This window comes from Paracoccus sp. BR5-17 (assembly GCF_055693925.1).
In genome coordinates, this window is the sequence record NZ_JBVFUV010000004.1 from 123,037 (window position 1) to 139,067 (window position 16,031).

At 67.8% G+C, this 16,031-nt stretch carries 10 protein-coding genes and 2 pseudogenes; 3 read left to right on the top strand and 9 right to left on the bottom strand.

Features of this window, described 5'->3' with window-relative positions:
* Window positions 1–20 precede the first annotated feature (20 nt).
* The 4 genes from pelF to ACZ1HC_RS16055 are packed head-to-tail and all read right to left on the bottom strand — an operon-like array spanning window position 21 to window position 4,852.
* Window positions 21–1,544: a GT4 family glycosyltransferase PelF gene (gene pelF, locus ACZ1HC_RS16040; protein ID WP_472700968.1), complete on the bottom strand. Its 1,524-nt coding sequence runs from the start codon at window positions 1,542–1,544 to the stop codon at window positions 21–23.
* The gene (locus ACZ1HC_RS16045; RefSeq protein WP_472700969.1) at window positions 1,526–2,278 is read right to left on the bottom strand and encodes a hypothetical protein; all 753 of its coding nucleotides are present in this window, start codon (window positions 2,276–2,278) and stop codon (window positions 1,526–1,528) included. The genes pelF and ACZ1HC_RS16045 overlap by 19 nt, the downstream gene beginning before the upstream one ends.
* Before the next feature lie 55 nt (window positions 2,279–2,333).
* Window positions 2,334–3,308, bottom strand: a complete 975-nt coding sequence (locus ACZ1HC_RS16050) for a hypothetical protein (RefSeq protein ID WP_472700970.1) — start codon at window positions 3,306–3,308, stop codon at window positions 2,334–2,336.
* Window positions 3,305–4,852, bottom strand: coding sequence for a hypothetical protein (locus ACZ1HC_RS16055; protein ID WP_472700971.1), 1,548 nt, complete (start codon window positions 4,850–4,852; stop codon window positions 3,305–3,307). The genes ACZ1HC_RS16050 and ACZ1HC_RS16055 overlap by 4 nt, the downstream gene beginning before the upstream one ends.
* Before the next feature lie 282 nt (window positions 4,853–5,134).
* Here ACZ1HC_RS16055 and ACZ1HC_RS16060 point away from each other — a divergent pair, with 282 nt between their 5' ends.
* Genes ACZ1HC_RS16060 through ACZ1HC_RS16070 form a run of 3 tightly spaced genes read left to right on the top strand, consistent with a single transcriptional unit; the run spans window position 5,135 to window position 8,749 of the window.
* Window positions 5,135–7,393, top strand: coding sequence for a polysaccharide deacetylase family protein (locus ACZ1HC_RS16060; RefSeq protein ID WP_472700972.1), 2,259 nt, complete (start codon window positions 5,135–5,137; stop codon window positions 7,391–7,393).
* Window position 7,394: 1 nt separating this feature from the next.
* Window positions 7,395–8,456, top strand: coding sequence for a tetratricopeptide repeat protein (locus ACZ1HC_RS16065; protein WP_472700973.1), 1,062 nt, complete (start codon window positions 7,395–7,397; stop codon window positions 8,454–8,456).
* On the top strand, window positions 8,435–8,749 hold the full coding sequence (locus ACZ1HC_RS16070; protein WP_472700974.1) for a hypothetical protein: 315 nt from the start codon (window positions 8,435–8,437) through the stop codon (window positions 8,747–8,749). The genes ACZ1HC_RS16065 and ACZ1HC_RS16070 overlap by 22 nt, the downstream gene beginning before the upstream one ends.
* On the opposite strand, the gene ACZ1HC_RS16075 is transcribed toward ACZ1HC_RS16070, so the two are convergent.
* The 5 genes and pseudogenes from ACZ1HC_RS16075 to ACZ1HC_RS16095 form a co-directional block, all read right to left on the bottom strand.
* Entirely contained in the window at window positions 8,691–9,677 is a 987-nt protein-coding gene (locus ACZ1HC_RS16075; protein WP_472700975.1) for an endo alpha-1,4 polygalactosaminidase, read from the bottom strand. The two genes, ACZ1HC_RS16070 and ACZ1HC_RS16075, sit on opposite strands and share 59 nt — an antisense overlap.
* 239 nt (window positions 9,678–9,916) lie before the next feature.
* A complete protein-coding gene (gene galE / locus ACZ1HC_RS16080; protein WP_472700976.1) occupies window positions 9,917–11,041 on the bottom strand; it encodes a UDP-glucose 4-epimerase GalE in 1,125 nt (374 codons plus the stop codon).
* Window positions 11,041–12,864 carry a glutamine--fructose-6-phosphate transaminase (isomerizing) gene (gene glmS / locus ACZ1HC_RS16085; protein ID WP_472700977.1) on the bottom strand — a complete coding sequence of 608 codons (1,824 nt, stop codon included), beginning with the start codon at window positions 12,862–12,864 and terminating at the stop codon, window positions 11,041–11,043. Before glmS ends, galE begins: the two co-directional genes overlap by 1 nt.
* Before the next feature lie 126 nt (window positions 12,865–12,990).
* Window positions 12,991–14,313: pseudogene (glmM, locus tag ACZ1HC_RS16090) on the bottom strand (phosphoglucosamine mutase); the annotation flags it as partial.
* A 31-nt stretch (window positions 14,314–14,344) separates the two neighbouring features.
* Window positions 14,345–16,031, bottom strand: a pseudogene (locus ACZ1HC_RS16095) (hypothetical protein); the annotation flags it as partial.

Below are 16,031 nucleotides of genomic sequence, written 5' to 3' on the forward strand. Positions count from 1 at the left end.
AAGGCGGCGGACAAGGGGCATCAGGCGACAAGCTCGCGGTACAGGGCCGAATAGCGCGCTGCGGAAAGCTCGGAGGTGAAGTAGGTCTCGACCCGCTTGCGCAGGGTGTCGCCGCAGGCGGCGCGAAGCGCGGGGTCGGCCATCAGGTCGATGATCGCCCGGCCGATCGCGTCGGCATCCATGGGCGGAACCACCCGGCCGGCCGTTCCCAGGTTCGGCACCTCGTCCGGGGCGCCCTCGATGATCTCGCGGCACGAGCCGACGTCGGTCACCACGCAGGGCACGCGGGCCGCTCCAGCCTCCAGCAGGACCAGAGGCTGCGCCTCGCTGATGCTGGTCAGCACAAGGACATCGATCCGGGGAAGAAAGTCGATGATGTCGACCTTGCCGGTAAAGATGAGGGCGTCGGTCAGATCCAGCTCCGTCACCCTGCGTTTGCAAAGGGCGAAGTAGTCCTCGTCTTCGTCGGTGGGGCCGATCACCAGGACCTGCACATCGGGAATGGCCTGGCGGACCAGGGCCGCAGCGGCGATATAGGCTTCGATGTCCTTGATCGGCACGACGCGGCCGATCAGGGCCACGGTCGGCCTGCGGTCCGTCTGCGGCCGCAGGCCTTTGAACTTCTCCAGGGCGATGCCGTTCGGGATGACCTGCAGCTTCTGCTCGGCCGCCCCGAGCGTGCGCTGAAACGACTGGTTGGCGCCGTAGAGCGTGGTGATCCTGTGGCAGCCGTCATAGGCGATCCGGGCGAAGGATTCGAAGGCGTCGATCCAGAACCGCCGGACGTCGGTCCTGGGCTCGTCCCCCGCCAGACCGCTGTCGATGGTGTCGGCGATCCAGTCGGCCATGATCAGATCGATACGGCGTTCGTTGGTATAGATGCCATGTTCGGTGATGGCGGCGGTCCGCCCGGCCAGGTAGGCGGCCCGGACCGCAAACAGGCCGGCATAGCCGGTCGAGATGGCGTGATAGAGGCGCGCGGGCGGGATCGGCGCGGTGGCCACGGCCAGCAGGCTGCCGACAAGATTGCGCCACGCCCAGAAGAAATCGCTGAAGGCGGCCTCGGGGGCGATACTGCGGTAGCATTCGGTGATCGCCTGCCAGGCTGCCGGCGAGGCGGTGAGATCGCTATAATCCGGGGGGCGCGGCGGGTCGAGAAAGCTGAACGGATGCCGGCGCACAGGCTGGGCCACGAGCTGCAGCAGGGTGTGGAACGCCTCAAGATCGCCGTGCCGCAGGACGCCGTTCATCACCTGGGCAAGGCGCGCGCCGTCCAGTGCAGGGCGGCGCAGGCTGGGCTTGCGGGTCAGGGGCGCAAGCGGCAGCACCTGGAATGCCTTCACGTTGGAGGGCAAGGCGTAGCGGATTTCCCGGGGACGCTCGTCGGCCACGATGGCAACCACGCTGAAGGTGGTCCCGGGCTGGCTTCGGATCAGCCAGTCGAGCCATGAGGACACGCCCCCGGCAACGAAGGGATAGCAGCCCTCGACCACGATGCAGACGTCCGTGGCCGGAGGGTCGGCGTTCATGTCAGGCCACCACATGCGTGCCGCCTGAGCCGCGGCATTGCCTCCAGGGCCGGGCGGCGCGGGACGGGCGCCGGCTCGGGCGCGGTTGCGGTTGCTGCCGCCAGGCGAAGAAGCCTGTCGCAGGTTTCCTTGTCCACGAAGCCCGAAGCGACCACGTCCATGATGGCCAGCCTGCCGCCGGCCATGTCGCCCCGCGCCAGAAGATCCTTGGCGCGCTCGCCATAGGCGCCGCGCAGCTTCGCGAAGACCGCGGCGGCCTGGACCCGAAGCGCGGGCACGGGCGAGGCCAGGGCGGCCAGAAGGGCAGGGCGCATTTCCGGACGATAGCTGCGGGACATCGCGGCGATGGCGTTCTGCTGCTGGGCCAGTGTGCCGGTCCGGAAGGTTTGCAGGAAAGCCGGCGCGGCGTCCGTTGGCAACGGGTGGCGGCGGCGCTGACGGATCTGGTCGAAAAGCTCCTCGGCCGCCTCGCGCGGTGCCGGCGGGCGTCGGCGCCGCCGCGGCCGCGCCGTGGGTGCCGATGCGGCCAGGCCCGGGGCGACGATCATCAAGGCGGGGCCTCCGAAGGGACCGAAAAGCGCCAGGATCGCGGCACTGGCAAGGCTTCTCGACGCCGATCGCGGGCAGAGGAAATACGATAGCACTCCATAGGCCGCCACCAGCCCAAGATGCAGGGCCATCACGACAATCATCAGAAGATCCTGCTTCAGCCAAGCCAGCAGCAGAACAAGATCGCCGAACGCCGTCATCCCCGTCAGAAGGCTGGACGCAAGCCATGCGCCGTGCGGATCAGGAACGGCGGCATCATGCATGATCGGATAGCGGCGTGGGGGCGCGCGGCGGGTCCAGCGGGTCGCCCCTCATGCGCCGCAGGCTGTGGTCCAGCGAACGGCCCAGGGCGTTCAGGCCGGGCAGGATCCGGTCGGGATCGGGATGCGACGGCAGTGCCAGAAGCACCCCGGCTGGACCCTGATCGGCGGGGATGAGGCGATAGACGACCGTCCGGGGCAAGCGGTCCGGGCCATCCACGGCAGCCAGGGGCAGCACCTGCGCGGCCTCCGACGGCGGCAGGTCGGATAGCGGGATTTCGGGAATCGCCACGGTTTCGTCGGTGACGGCGGCCGGTACCAGCTTGCCCGCGTCGTCCACGCGCAGCCAGGCAACGGAATCGGGGATACAGGCACGGGCTGCCGCGACGAAAGCCGGCAGGCGATCTTCGGCATCTGCCCAAGCCAGCCGGTCGAGGGCCGCCAACCGTTCGTCCGGCTGGGCGAGATGCAGGGGGCGGGTGGCGGCCGCAAGTTCCGCACGGGCGACGAAGGCATCGAGCCGGTGGATTTCGTCGGCCAGCGTGCGGTTGACGTCCCGCAGCCGATCGTTGTCTCGGGCCAGCCTGCGCTCGTGTCGGATCTGCTGCTGCCGATAAAGGCCGATCAGCAGCGCGGCGACCAGCCATTGCGCCGGCGCCGTGGCGATATCCACGTAATGTTCGGTAATGTCCATTCCGACCGGCCGGGAAGGCCAGTCCATCATGATGGTGGCCAGGCCCACGACCGACAGGCCCACGAACACGCCGTGCTGGACGGCCGCCAGCAAGATCACCAGCCAGAACGGATGATAGGTCAGCGTCGCGAAATGGCCTTCGCCGAAGAACAGCGGCTCGGACGCATTGATCGCCGCAAGCAGCACCGCGCTGCTGATGAAACCGCGCAGGAACTGGCCCGAGTCTAGGGCCGCACTGGCCGAAGCCGGGGCCGCAAAACCGTCTGTCTGGGTCATTCTCTCGACGCGCTCCGGATGATGGCGGGCGGGGCGGGATCTGCCGCGGCGGCAAGATCGACCTCGGCGCCCGTGCCTGCGATGACGGTGACAAGATCTCCGGGACGGACCAGGGTCTCGGCGCTTGCCGTAAACGTGCTGGTTCCGGCAGCAGCCGCGGGACGTTCGATGGTGACGGTCAGCGCCGTGTCATCGACCTGCAGCAGGTTCAGTTCCGCCAGCACGGCCTCTGCCTCGCTGTCGGCGGAATCCAGGGCGGTCGAGATGCGGCGCAGTTCGGCGGTCAGGGCCTTCAGACGATCCACGCGCGTCAGTTCGGCATCCTGCTCGGCCATGCGGCGTTCGGCTTGCAGGCGCAGCAGCAGGTCCTCCTTTTCCAGCAGGATCCGCTCGGCATCCATGGTCCGCACCACGGTATCGTTGAGGCGCGAGTCGGTGATGTAGCCGCTCTGCAGCATCTCGCTCTGATGCTCGTGGCGGTCGGCATAATAGTCCATCTGGGTCGCCGCGACCTGATGCTGTTCGCGGGCGGTGTCGATGCGCGCGTCCAGGTCGGCCAGCATGGCCTTCGTCCGGGCCTGCCGAAGACGTTCGGCCTCGATTTCCGCGAACAGGGCGCTGCGTTCGCTGGCCACACGTTCGTTGCCAAACAGCGTCACGGCTGCGCGAACCGTCGGGTGGTCCTCGGGCAGGGTGTCGCGGTCGTTCAGCGCCGCTTCCACGCGCATCCGTTCCAGCGACAGGCTGATGCGGATCCTGTCCAGTTCGGCGCGGCGCGCGGACAGGGAAATCAGCCTGACTTGCGCGGTCGGATCCTGGCTGTCCACGGCGCCGGCCTGGGCCAGGATGCGCTGAACCGTCAGCCCGGGGCTGTAGCCATGCGCCCCGGGGGCACGCACGGCGCCCCGTACCAGGATCGGCGGGCGCGCGGCATAGGCGGCGCTGACCGTGCTTTGGGTGCGCAAATGGTCGTAGGCGGCGCGCGCCACGATCGACTCGATGCAGGACACGGAATATCCTGCAGCATCGACATGCCCTATGGCCGGCAGGGACAGGACGCCGGTCGCGCCGATCTCGTAGGTGCCCGACAGGTCCAGACGTTCGAAGACGATATCGGTCTGCGAGGCGCTTGTGCCGTCCGGTCCGATGGCGCCCGCCAACTGGGAACGTTCGAAGATTCTCAGTTGCACCCGGTCGCCGATCACGGCGGCGTCGTGGCTGGTGCCCGGCGTCCGGCACTGTGCGGCGACGACCGGCGACGCGACTTCGGTCGTCAGCGGCTCGAGGGGCGGAAGTTGCGTCGGCGGGCGCGATTCCGAGATCGAGCCGGCTGCAACGGGAGGTATGGGGGAAACGTCGGGGGGGGCCTGCAGCACGGCGATCGCCGGGCGGATCCGCAATTCGGTCTGGTGGTACAGTTCGCTGACGCGCGCCGCCAAGGATCGGGCGCCGCCATCCTGCAGGATGGGCCAGGCCCAGAGTCCGGTCAATCCCGTGACCACGACCGAGGCGCTGACAAGAAAACCTCCAAGACCGTTCGACATTGCTGGTTCCCCCGCCCGGTCGTTTCCGTGCACTCTGAAAAATCACTCGGGTTCTCTCAAAAGCTACGGCAATCGAAATGGTGCCACAACTGGCCGCAGGGGGACTGCGCCGATCGCGACATGCCGCCCGACTAGACGGAAGGTGGAGAGGATAATCCTTGGTTCTACTACCGAAGAGAGTCCGGTCATCCTGAAAGTCACGCCGGCGGTATCTTGTGGAAAAGGCGCGTCCCCTGCCGCATGATCGGGGTCTGGAAACGGCATCGACGACATGGGCGGAAGATGACCTGGAACCGCCACCGGCCCCTCTCAGTCCTGCGTCTTGCAAGTACGCTGCCCGTGTTGGCGACGGTCTGGCTGCTGACGGCCGCAGGGGCGATGGCCTGCGATACCGCGCCCCGCACGACACTGGCGTTGTACGATGCCAGCCGAGACGGAAATCCTCGCAATACACGGATATACAGGTTCGCAGAGCTGGTTCTCAATTACCTCGGGCAGGTGGTGCTGTATTACGATGTCTCCTCAAACAGCCCGCCCGACATCGATCAGGAAGAAATCGGTCTGGTCCTGTCCTGGTTTGACGAACCCGTGTCGGGGCCGGCCCCATTCGCGGACTGGCTTTCCGAAGGGCAGGCATTCTGCAACGGCGGCCCCAGGATCGTCGCCTTCGGCGACATTGGCTTCTGGCTCGGTCTGCCGTCCGGAAGTTCGGCGCGCGCGATGGACGCCCTGGGGATCGAGGTCGACGGGATCACCCATGCGGTCGGCGTATCGGCGACGATCTCGGCCAAGGACGCGCGCCTCATCGACCACGAGAGCGATTTCCTGGTCAGGCCGGGGGATTATCAGGGCGTCACCGCCGCGCCTGCCTCGCGGGCGGTGCTGCAACTGACGGCCAACGGCAAGGACATCGCCCTGGCGGTCCTGGGTGCGTCGGGCGGTTACGTCCATTCCAGTGCAACAGTGGAACCCGGCCCGCAGGGACAGTCCGGCTGGATCGTCGATCCCTTCGGCTTCTTTGCCGCCGTTCTTCAGGACGACCAGGTGCCGAAGCCGGATCCGACCACCTTCCAGGGTCTGCGCACCTTCTTCGTCACCGTGTCCTCGGTGGGGTGGCTGGACGTCATGCCCGCGCAAGTGTTCGGAGAGCCGCAGCAGCTGGCCTCCGAGGTTCTGCTGGACCGCCTGATCGAGGCATTTCCCGATCTTCCCATGACGGTGGCGATCCTTGCAGGCGACCTGTCTGCCGAACTGGGCGGGCCCGCGGCCGAGCGGGGAAGGCAGGCCGCCATCGGCGGGTTCGCCGCGCCGAATGTCGAAGGCGCGGTGCAGGGCTTCAGCGACATCCGCGACTGGGACTTCTTTGCAGCCTACGACCCGGATCGCGAGGCAGAACTGCTGGTGGCGACCGACGAGGCCGAGGATGAGGGTGCGTTGGTGGCCTCGGCCATGCAGACGCTGCGCGACGCTTTTGCCGACACCGGGGCTTCGACGTTTTCGCGCAGGCCAGGGGCGCCCCGCAAATACGCGACGACGCCCTTCGATCTGGGGCAGGAGGTGATCGGGGCCATCGACGAGGTGGACGCGCTGACGCCCGAGGGCAGGCCGGTGGCCCTTTACGCCTGGAGCGGCAATGCCCGTCCCTTCGAGACGGCGCTCGAGGCGGTTGAGCAGAGCGGCATCGAAAGCATGGGGGGCGGTGGCGGGGTCATGGATGCGGCTCACCCCTCGCTGACCGGGTTGTGGCCGTTCTCGGCCCAACTGGGCCGGCACCGGCAGATCCACGACGCCCTGGGCGGGGACGCGATGTACACCGGATATTGGACCGGGCCCCTGTATGGCTTCCACGGCTTTCGTGAAACCCTGCGGCGGACCGATGAACCGCGCCGCCTGCGGCCGTTTCACCTGTCCTTCGCGGCGCGGTCGATGATCTACTTCGAAACCCGGCGCGCGGTCGAGACGTATCTGGAGCTTGCGCGGTCGTCGGATGTGGTGCCGATCCGCGCCTCTGCCTACGCGCGCGCGGTCCACGGCTTCCTGTCGGCCCGGATCACCGCCGAGGGACCGGGCGTCTGGCGGGTCCGCAACCGCGGCACCCTGCAGACCCTGCGCCTGGATCATGCCGCGAACAAGGCGGTGGACATGACCGCAAGCGACGGAGTGATGGGCGCCCGGCGAAAGGGCGACAGCCTCTATATCGCGCTTGCGCCGGACGCCGAGGCGCCGCTGGTGGCCTTGACCGACGATGACGGCCCCACGGGCATCGTCCTGGGATCCGTGGCGCCGGCGCTTCTGACCAGCCGCCCCGTCGTCGAATCCTGGAATCGCGGCACCTGCAGCGTCGATCTGGAGCTTTCGGGCTTTGCCGAAGGAGAGGTGGTCCTGGCCGCGCGGCCGCAGGCGCAATATATGGTGGCGATCTCGGGGGTTGACGACGACCGGCATCAGCCCGCGCAAGCCGACGCGGCCGGCGTCCTGACCATAAAGGTGCCCACGGCACCGGGCGGCCTGCGCGGCCTCTCTGTCCGCGGAGGGTGCTAGGATGCGGCCAGCGGTGATCCGCGACTTCACGATGGCCTCGCTGGTCCTGTGCGCGGCGGCGATCGGCGGCATCGTGGTCCTGAGGCCCGATCCGGCCGTGCGTCTCGAGGCCGAGCTGTCGCGTCTGGAACCCGAGGAGGCCCTCCGGGGGCTGCGTGAAGCGGAACGGCGGGTCACGTTTCACGACAACCTTGAGCTTCTGTATGGCCGCCTGTCCCTGGCGGATGGCGATCTTGACGGCGCCCGCCGGTCTTTCCAGCGGCTGCTGGCGCGTGCCGGCCCGTCGGAGGAGGTGCTGGAAGCCCTGGCGGGCATCGAGGCGACGGCGGGCGATCTGCCTGCTGCGGCGGCCTTCCTGCGGCAGGCCTACGAGGCCTTCCCGACCGAGGAGCGCAGGCTTAGACTGGGTGGGTGGTATCGGACCCTGCATCAGCCCGAGGCCGAGCGCGACCTCTTGCTGTCTGAGGATCCGGTTGTTCTGACCACCTGGGAAATCGAGCATCTGGGGCTGTTGCTGATCCGCGATGCGCGCATCGCGGACTACGAGCGGCTGCTGGCAACCCTCGCCGACAGCGATGCCGAAAGCCACCTGGCCTACAAGCGCAAGCTGCTGGAGTTCCTGATCGAGGCGGGACGATCCCGCGAGGCCGTCTCTGTTGCCGCCCGGTGGGCCGCCGGCCCTCAGGCCGCCGAGGCCCTGGAGGCGTCGGTGCGCGCCATGATCGGCCGGGGCGCCATCGACGCCGCCGTTCTTCTGGCGCGCGAAGGGTTCACGGCAGCGCCCGGGGACAGCCATGTGGTGCTGCCGATCTTCGCGCGCAGCGGCCACGGCGGCATCGCGCGCATCCTGCAGCTGGAATGGCTGGCCACCCGCACCACGCTGTCGGACGCCGAATGGTCCACGGTGTCGCTTCTGGCCGAAAGCACCGGCGACATGGCTGGTCTGCAGAGGGCGTTGGCCTTGGGCGGGCGAAGCGCCAGCCCCGGATCCACCGGGCCGGCGCTGATGCAGTTCGTGCGCTATCGCGGGCCGCAGGCCCTGTGCCCTACCGCAACCTCTTGAACGAGGACATCTACAAGGCGGTCCCGCTGCTGGGCGCGGCCTGGAACGGCTGGCAGGGCGATCAGGCCGCCACCTACCGGTACCTGATCGCGGCCTCGCAACAGCCGCTGTCAGAGTGGGACCAGCTGATCTGGATGTCGCTTCTGGAAAACCTGAGGGGAAGCCCGTTCCACCGGGCGCTGCTGGCCGGGGCGGTTGACCACCCGGGCCTGCGTCAGCGCCTGCGCGACAGCGTCATTCCTGCGCGACCGTCCAGCCAAAGTGCATCCGGATCGGCGGATAGAGCTGGTTGAAGACGCTCTCCTGGACGATATAGGGGTAGAAGCCGGCCTGTGCCGACTTCTTCAGGATCATGTCCTGCAGGGCCTGCGGATCCTGGTCCGGGAACTGCGTTGCAACGTCAAGCGACAGAACCGCGACGCCTTCGCTGCGAAAATCCTGCTGCAGCGCCTCGATGGTGTGGGCATGGGTCGTCGGCGCCGAGACATTCTCGACCATGATGGCGTCGATCGCCTCGAGATAGTCGGAAAAGGCGGCCTTACCCTTGTCCCCGGACAGTCCGGCGGCGTCGCGCCCGATGAACACGCCGTTGTTCACCACTACATAGGCGCCACATTTCCACTGGCGGGCCCGGTCTGCGACCAGCTCGACCAGTCGCATCATCTCGGATGCCGTGCCCGACGCGTCTGCAGGACCGTCCGGGCCCTTGCCGTCCGGCCATTGCAGGGTCTTGTCCAGGGCGTGGCTGTAATAATGCAGCACATCGTCCAGAAAGAGCCCGTCGATGCCGGTCTGCATCAGCCGGTCGGTCCGCTCCAGCAGGATCTTGTGCCAGCTGTCCTTCCAGTAGGCCGACAGATGTTCGCCATGAACGGTCGAGGGGCCGTACCAGTCGGGAAGAACCTCGGGCGCGGGCGCGTTGACGCCGCCGACCTGGTCGATCCAGTAGTTGCGATAGGTTTCGACCTCGCTGACGTTCAGATAGCCAAGGACCGGGCGGGCGCCGCCCTGGTTGATCGTGGCGATCTCCTCGGGGGTGAAGAAGACCTCGCGGCCCGTGTCGCTGTAGGGCGCGCCGATCTTCGTGACCTCCAGGATCAGAAGGCCGTGGGGCTGGGCCGCCAGCGTCTCGGCGTTGTAGGTCGCGCCCCAGTACTGGACTCCGTATCCGTCCTGCAACGACTGCGCCAGCCGGGTGGCGCGGGATCTGGGGTTCGACATCACGCATTCTTGCCGGGGGGATCGAGGGCCTCTGGCGCGACCTGCGCCTGGGTCTGGGCCTGGGCCTGGGCAAACTGCGGGGGAATGCAGGCGGCTGCCAATCCGAACAGAGCAGCAGCCCAGGACAGTGACGTGATGTTCAAGGCTCGCGCTCCCGAATTGCGCCGCCTCCCGGGCGCAGGGACAGACCCGGCCCGGCCGCGGGGTTGCAGCGCGCCAGATTCACCCGGCGGGTTGCCTCAGGTGGCGGCGCTGAAACTGTGTGCCGGAGCCGTGTGTCCGAGATCTGATTTCGCCACAAGATAGGGCCTGCTGTCCAGTGCCGACTGCCGTTGGAACGCCCAGTGGTCGGCACACATCCGGGCAAGATCGCGGGTGGCGCGCCAGGACAGCACGGAACCGGCCCGGCTGGGATCGGCCAGCGACATCGCCGCGTCGCCCGGGCGGCGGGCGACCAGGCGATAGGGGATCGGGAAGCCGCAGGCCTCGGAAAAGGCGTTGATGATCTCGAGAACGCTGTAGCCCCGGCCGGTTCCCAGGTTGATGCGCATGTGGCGGTCTTCCAGCGGGGGACCGAACAGCCGGTCGATGGCCGCGACATGTCCCTGGGCAAGATCGACGACATGGATATAGTCGCGCACGCCCGTCCCGTCGGGGGTGTCGTAGTCGCTGCCGAAAACCTGCACCTCCTTCCGCTGGCCGATCGCCGTCTGCGCGACATAGGGAAACAGGTTGTTGGGCGTCCCCTTCGGGTTTTCGCCGATCAGGCCGCTGGAATGGGCGCCGACCGGGTTGAAGTAGCGCAGCGAGATGGCGCGGAAATCGGGTTCGGCCATTACCAGGTCGTCGATCATCTCCTCGATCATCAGCTTGGTGCGGCCATAGGGATTCGTGACCCCCGTGGGCGCGGTTTCCGGGATCGGCAGCACCTTGGGGATCCCGTAGACCGTCGCGGATGACGAGAACACCAGCTTGCGGACGCCGGCCTCCAGCATGGCGCGCAACAGCGAGACGGCGCCCAGCAGGTTGTCGCGGAAGTAAAGCAGGGGGTCGGCCACTGATTCGCCCACCGCCTTCTTTCCGGCAAGATGGATCACCGCGTCGATCCGGTATTGCCTGAGAAGTTCGGCGACCACCTGCTCGTCTCGGACATCCCCTTCGACCAGGACGATGGAGCCGTTGGCGATCTGCGGGATGCGGGCGGCGCTCCGGCGGTCCGAGTTCTCGAAGTTGTCCAGGATGACGACCTGGTGGTTGGCCTGCAGCAGTTCGACCACGACATGCGAGCCGATGTATCCGGCGCCCCCGGTGGCAAGGATGTTCTTGCCCGAAGACGATCGTTGGGGCTGTGCGCTGCCGTCCATCATTCCACCGTCACCGATTTCGCCAGGTTCCGGGGCTGGTCCACATCGGTGCCCTTCGCGACGGCGGCGTGATAGGCGATGAACTGCACGGCCACGGCATAGATGAAGGGCGCGATCAGCGGATCCACGGCGGGCAGTTCCACGCTGCGCCAGACCTCCTCCGCCATGTCGCGGCACGCGGCCGCGTCGCCCAGAAGCGCCACCCGACCCTTGCGCCCGATGACTTCGCGCAGGTTCGAGGACAGCTTCCCGAAAAGCGCATCGCTGGGGGCAAGCGCGATGATCGGGGTGGCCTCGTCCACCAGGGCGATGGGGCCATGCTTGATTTCCCCCGCGGCATAGCCCTCGGCATGGATGTAGGTGATCTCCTTCAGCTTCAGCGCGCCTTCCAGCGCCAGCGGATACATCAGCCCCCGCCCCAGAAAGAGCGCGTCGTCGGCCTCGGAGATCTCGCGGGCAAGAGCTTCGAAGGCCGGCTCCTGGGCGATGGTTTCGGCCATCAGCCGCGGCACCGTGGACAACAGTTCGACATGGCCGCGTTCCTGCGCCGCGTCGATCTGGCCGCGCTTGCGGGCGATCATGACGGCCAGGGCCGACAGGCACAGCACCATCGCCGTGAAGGCCTTGGTCGAGGCCACGCCGATTTCGGGGCCGGCATGGATCGGAAGAACGATGTCGGCCTCGCGCGCGATGGTCGATGTGGTGACGTTGACCAGCCCCACCGTGACCTGGCCGCGCGACTTGGCGTAACGCAGCGCGGCCAGGGTGTCGGCGGTTTCGCCCGACTGACTGACCACCATCGTCACGCCGCCTGCGGGCAGGGGCGGCTCGCGGTAGCGGAACTCGGAGGCGATCTCGATTTCCACGGGGATCCGCGCGACCCGCTCCATCCAGACCTTGGCCACATGCGCCGCATAGAAGGCGGTGCCGCAGGCGACGATGGTCAGCCGCGGTGTCCGCGCCCAGTCGATGCCCTCGGCCGCGCAGGTGATCCGGTCGCGCTCGTCCGAGACCCATGCCCCCAGGGCGCGGGCGATGACGCCCGGCTGCTCGTGGATTTCCTTGGCCATGAAATGGCGGTGCTGGCCCTTGTCGGCGATGATCGTCTCGATCGCGACATTCTGCACCTCGCGCAGGACCCGGTTGCCCGAGGCATCGTGGATCTGCACCTCTCCCCGGGTCAGCACGGCCCAGTCGCCTTCTTCAAGATAGCAGATGCGGTTCGTCATGGCGGCAAGCGCGATGGCATCCGAGCCGACGAAATTCTCGCCCGTGCCAAGGCCGATGACCAAAGGAGAGCCGCGCCGGGCGCAAACCAGAAGGTCGGGCCGCCCCTCGAAGACGAAGCACAGCGCATAGGCGCCGCGCAGGCGGGCGATGGTGGCCGCGGCCGCGTCCTCGCAGGACAGCCCCCGTGCCAGCATCGAGGCGCACAGCGCCGCGATAACTTCGGTGTCGGTCTGGGACTCGAAGGGACAGCCGGCGGCCGCAAGCTCTCGTTTCAGGTCAAGATAGTTCTCGATGATGCCGTTGTGGACGACCGCCACAGGCCCTGACCGGTGGGGATGGGCGTTCGCCTCGGTCGGGCCGCCATGTGTCGCCCAGCGGGTGTGGCCTATCCCGGTGGTGCCGGGCAGCGGCTGGTCGGCCAGAAGCCGCGCCAGGGCGGACAGCTTGCCGGCCGCGCGCCGGCGGTCCATCACCCCGCCCTCGAGAATGGCCAGGCCGGCCGAATCGTAGCCGCGATATTCAAGTCGCTGCAGCGATGCCATCAGGATCGGGGCCGCGGGTTGCTTGGCGATGACGCCGACGATACCGCACATGGTTTGGCCCTCCTCAGGCGCTGCGGGTCAGTTCGGGCTGCACGGACGCGGCCGAAGGGCTGCCGCCAGGGCAGCGGGGTGATGATGCGGGGAAAGATCCGCGTCGGGCTGCGGCTCGCCGCGCAGGACGTGGCTGATCTCGTCGGCGATTTCGGCCAGCAGGGCCACGTCTTCGCCTTCGGCCATGATGCGGATCAGCGGCTCTGTCCCCGAGGGCCGGACCAGCAGCCGGCCGGCGTCCCCAAGCCGTCGGGCCATCCGGTCGATGGTTTCGGCGACCGACGGTCGTTCCAGCGGCGCGCTTCCGCGCAGGATCGGGACGTTGCGGGTCAGCTGGGGCAGGGGCTCGAACCGCGACAGCACTTCGGATGCCGGCCGATCCGCCTCGCGGATCGCCGCCAGGGCCTGCAGCGCGGCCACAAGCCCGTCGCCGGTGGTGCTGAACTCGGACAGGATGATGTGGCCCGATTGTTCGCCCCCGACGCTGAAGCCGCCCTGCCGCATGCGTTCGACGACGTGGCGGTCGCCCACCTTGGTGCGGACCAGGCCGATCCCCCGGCCCGCCAGGTGGCGTTCCAGGCCCGAATTGGACATGACCGTCGCGACCAGCGTGTCGTGGGCCAGCTTGCCCTGGGCCTGGGCGCGTTCGGCGATCAGGGACATCACCTGGTCGCCGTCGATCAGGCGGCCCTTTTCGTCGATCAGGTGGACCCGGTCGGCATCGCCGTCCAGCGTGATGCCCAGATCCGCGCGGTGCGCCTTGACGGCCTCGATGCAGGCCCGCGGCGCGGTCGATCCGCAGCCGGCGTTGATGTTGATGCCGTTCGGCTCGGCGCCGAGGCGGATCACCTCGGCGCCCAGTTCCCAGATCAGGTCGGGGCCGACACGGTAGGCGCCGCCGTTCGCGGCATCCACCACGACGCGCAGCCCGTCCAGCCGCAGGCCATGCGGAAAGGCCCGCTTGGCGAATTCGATATAGCGTTCGCCGGCCCCGTCGATACGCTTGACGCGGCCCAGGAAGGACGGATCGGCCCGGTTGCCGCCGTCGCCCATGGCGGCCTCGATGGCGGCCTCGTCCGCGTCCGACAGCTTGTAGCCGTCGGGGCCGAAGAACTTAATTCCGTTGTCCTCGTGGGGGTTGTGCGAGGCCGAGATCATGACCCCCAGATCGGCGCGCAGCGACCGCGTCAGCATCCCGATCGCCGGCGTCGGCAGCGGCCCCGTCAGAACCACGTCCATCCCCGCCGAGGTGAAGCCCGCCACAAGCGCGCTTTCGACCATGTATCCCGAAAGCCGCGTGTCCTTCCCGATCACGACGGTGCAGGCCTGCCCGAGGTTCACGAAGTGGCGCCCGGCTGCGCGGCCAAGCTGCATGACGGCATCCGGGGTCATGGGCCAGGCGTTCGCCCGTCCGCGGACTCCGTCGGTTCCAAAGAGCCTTGCGTGCATGTCGAATGTCCTTCGCTTGGGCAAAAGGGGTTCAGACCAGGAACGAATTGATGATGTCGGAGGCGCGCAGGTCTTCCGCATCCAGACCGGCCAGAAGCAGATGGCTGTTGTTTGCCGTCATCTCGAGGCCCAGGTCGGTATCGACGAAGGCGTTCCTGGCCTGGGTGGTACTGGTGAAGCCGAAGCCGCGCAGCTCCAGCCGGTCGCTGCCGCTGACAAAGTCCAGGACGGTGTCGAAGGCCTCGCCCAGCCGGAACACGAAGCGGTCCGCCCCGGCTCCGCCCGACAGGATGTCGTCGCCGCCACGGCCCTCGAGGCGGTTGGTGCCGGTGCCGCCCAGAAGGATGTCCGTCGCGGCCGCCCCGATAAGCTGGGTTCCGGCGGCCAGGAAATCGACCAGGACCGAATGCTGCGCGACCGCGTCGAAGGACAGCGACACATTGCCCGCACCGGGCAGCGTGGCGCCGTCCGTCCCGGTGATGCGGACCGGCAGGTTGCCTTGCGTCCTGAGGTCCACCAGCACCTCGCCGCGTCCGTGGAAGCTGAAGTTCAGGTCGGATCCGGTCCCCGAGACCGAGATAAGCTCTCCGCGCATCGGCAGGGCGGCGATGCGGGTGACATCGGCCATCTGGCTGCCCAAGGTGATCTGGAACGTGCCGCCGTTCCGGGGCAGGAAGATCGAATCCGCGTCCCAGGCATACCAGTTGGCGACCGAGGCGATCTGCCCCTCCTTCCCGATGTCCAGGGCGAAGTGGCCCGCGTCGCTGGACCCCACGGTGGCGGTGATGACGTTGCCCGCGCGCGTGGCGGTCAGGCTGCTCTGCGAGAAGCTGTCGATCCGGCTGGCCAGATCCTGACCCGTGACGAACTCGGCCCCGCCTGCGGCTGCCGCAGCGATCAGGGACTGGAACATCTGCAGGTTATAGACCTGCGTGGGATCGCCCAGGTTCCAGTTGGTGGGGCCATAGTCGTGCCAGGGGAAGGCCACGATGGGCGTGGTGCCGTTGGCCGTCAGCGCCGCGTATTCCTTGAGCCACGCTGCCTCGGCCTGCTGCGGGGTCATGCCGGACCAGCCGATCAGCGAGAAGTCGAACGACATGTTGGGGGCCAGATACACCTGGCCCTTCTCGTCGGGCGTCAGGTAGCCGAAGGCACCGGGATAGCCCGCGCCGACGCCGGAATAGCCGCCGCTGAGATAGTCGTAATACTCGATCATCTCGCGCGTGGCGTCCAGACGCTCGGGCGCGCCGGGGACGGCGGCCCCGGTGATGTCGATGCCAAGTTCGCGTTCGATGATCAGCTTCGAGTACTGGAACTGGAACGTGTAGGATGCCTCCAGCACCGCCCGCTCGACCTCGGTCAGGGCCAGGACGCTGACGGCGTTCGGATTGGCCGGGTTGGTCCGGTTCAGCGTGTCGGCAAGGATCGCGTTGATCTGGCTGACGCTCATTTGGGACAGCGTGTTCAACACCGCCGGACTGGCATCGCTGCGGGTGGCATAGGGGGACCAGCTGGGCACGCCGTGGCTGACGATGCTGCTGTAGGCGGCGATGCGCGCCTGCAGGATCTGGTCCGTGATCTGGTCCGGCAGCAGCAGGTTGGTGTCGTGGGGATGGGTATAGGAATGCGACCCGATCTCGCTCTCCAGGGCGCGGATGCGGTCGTAATAGGGCTTCGACACCGCCCAGTCCGTCACCTGGTCTGGCGCGTAGGCGCCG

What these genes read in the sequence shown, in the direction of transcription:
- galE (WP_472700976.1), bottom strand. Translation starts at nt 11,041, where the DNA reads ATGGACGGCAGCGCACAGCCCCAACGATCGTCTTCGGGCAAGAACATC.
- ACZ1HC_RS16050 (WP_472700970.1), bottom strand. Translation starts at nt 3,308, where the DNA reads ATGACCCAGACAGACGGTTTTGCGGCCCCGGCTTCGGCCAGTGCGGCC.
- ACZ1HC_RS16055 (WP_472700971.1), bottom strand. Translation starts at nt 4,852, where the DNA reads ATGTCGAACGGTCTTGGAGGTTTTCTTGTCAGCGCCTCGGTCGTGGTC.
- ACZ1HC_RS16065 (WP_472700973.1), top strand. Translation starts at nt 7,395, where the DNA reads ATGCGGCCAGCGGTGATCCGCGACTTCACGATGGCCTCGCTGGTCCTG.
- pelF (WP_472700968.1), bottom strand. Translation starts at nt 1,544, where the DNA reads ATGTGGTGGCCTGACATGAACGCCGACCCTCCGGCCACGGACGTCTGC.
- ACZ1HC_RS16045 (WP_472700969.1), bottom strand. Translation starts at nt 2,278, where the DNA reads ATGACGGCGTTCGGCGATCTTGTTCTGCTGCTGGCTTGGCTGAAGCAG.
- ACZ1HC_RS16075 (WP_472700975.1), bottom strand. Translation starts at nt 9,677, where the DNA reads ATGTCGAACCCCAGATCCCGCGCCACCCGGCTGGCGCAGTCGTTGCAG.
- ACZ1HC_RS16060 (WP_472700972.1), top strand. Translation starts at nt 5,135, where the DNA reads ATGACCTGGAACCGCCACCGGCCCCTCTCAGTCCTGCGTCTTGCAAGT.
- glmS (WP_472700977.1), bottom strand. Translation starts at nt 12,864, where the DNA reads ATGTGCGGTATCGTCGGCGTCATCGCCAAGCAACCCGCGGCCCCGATC.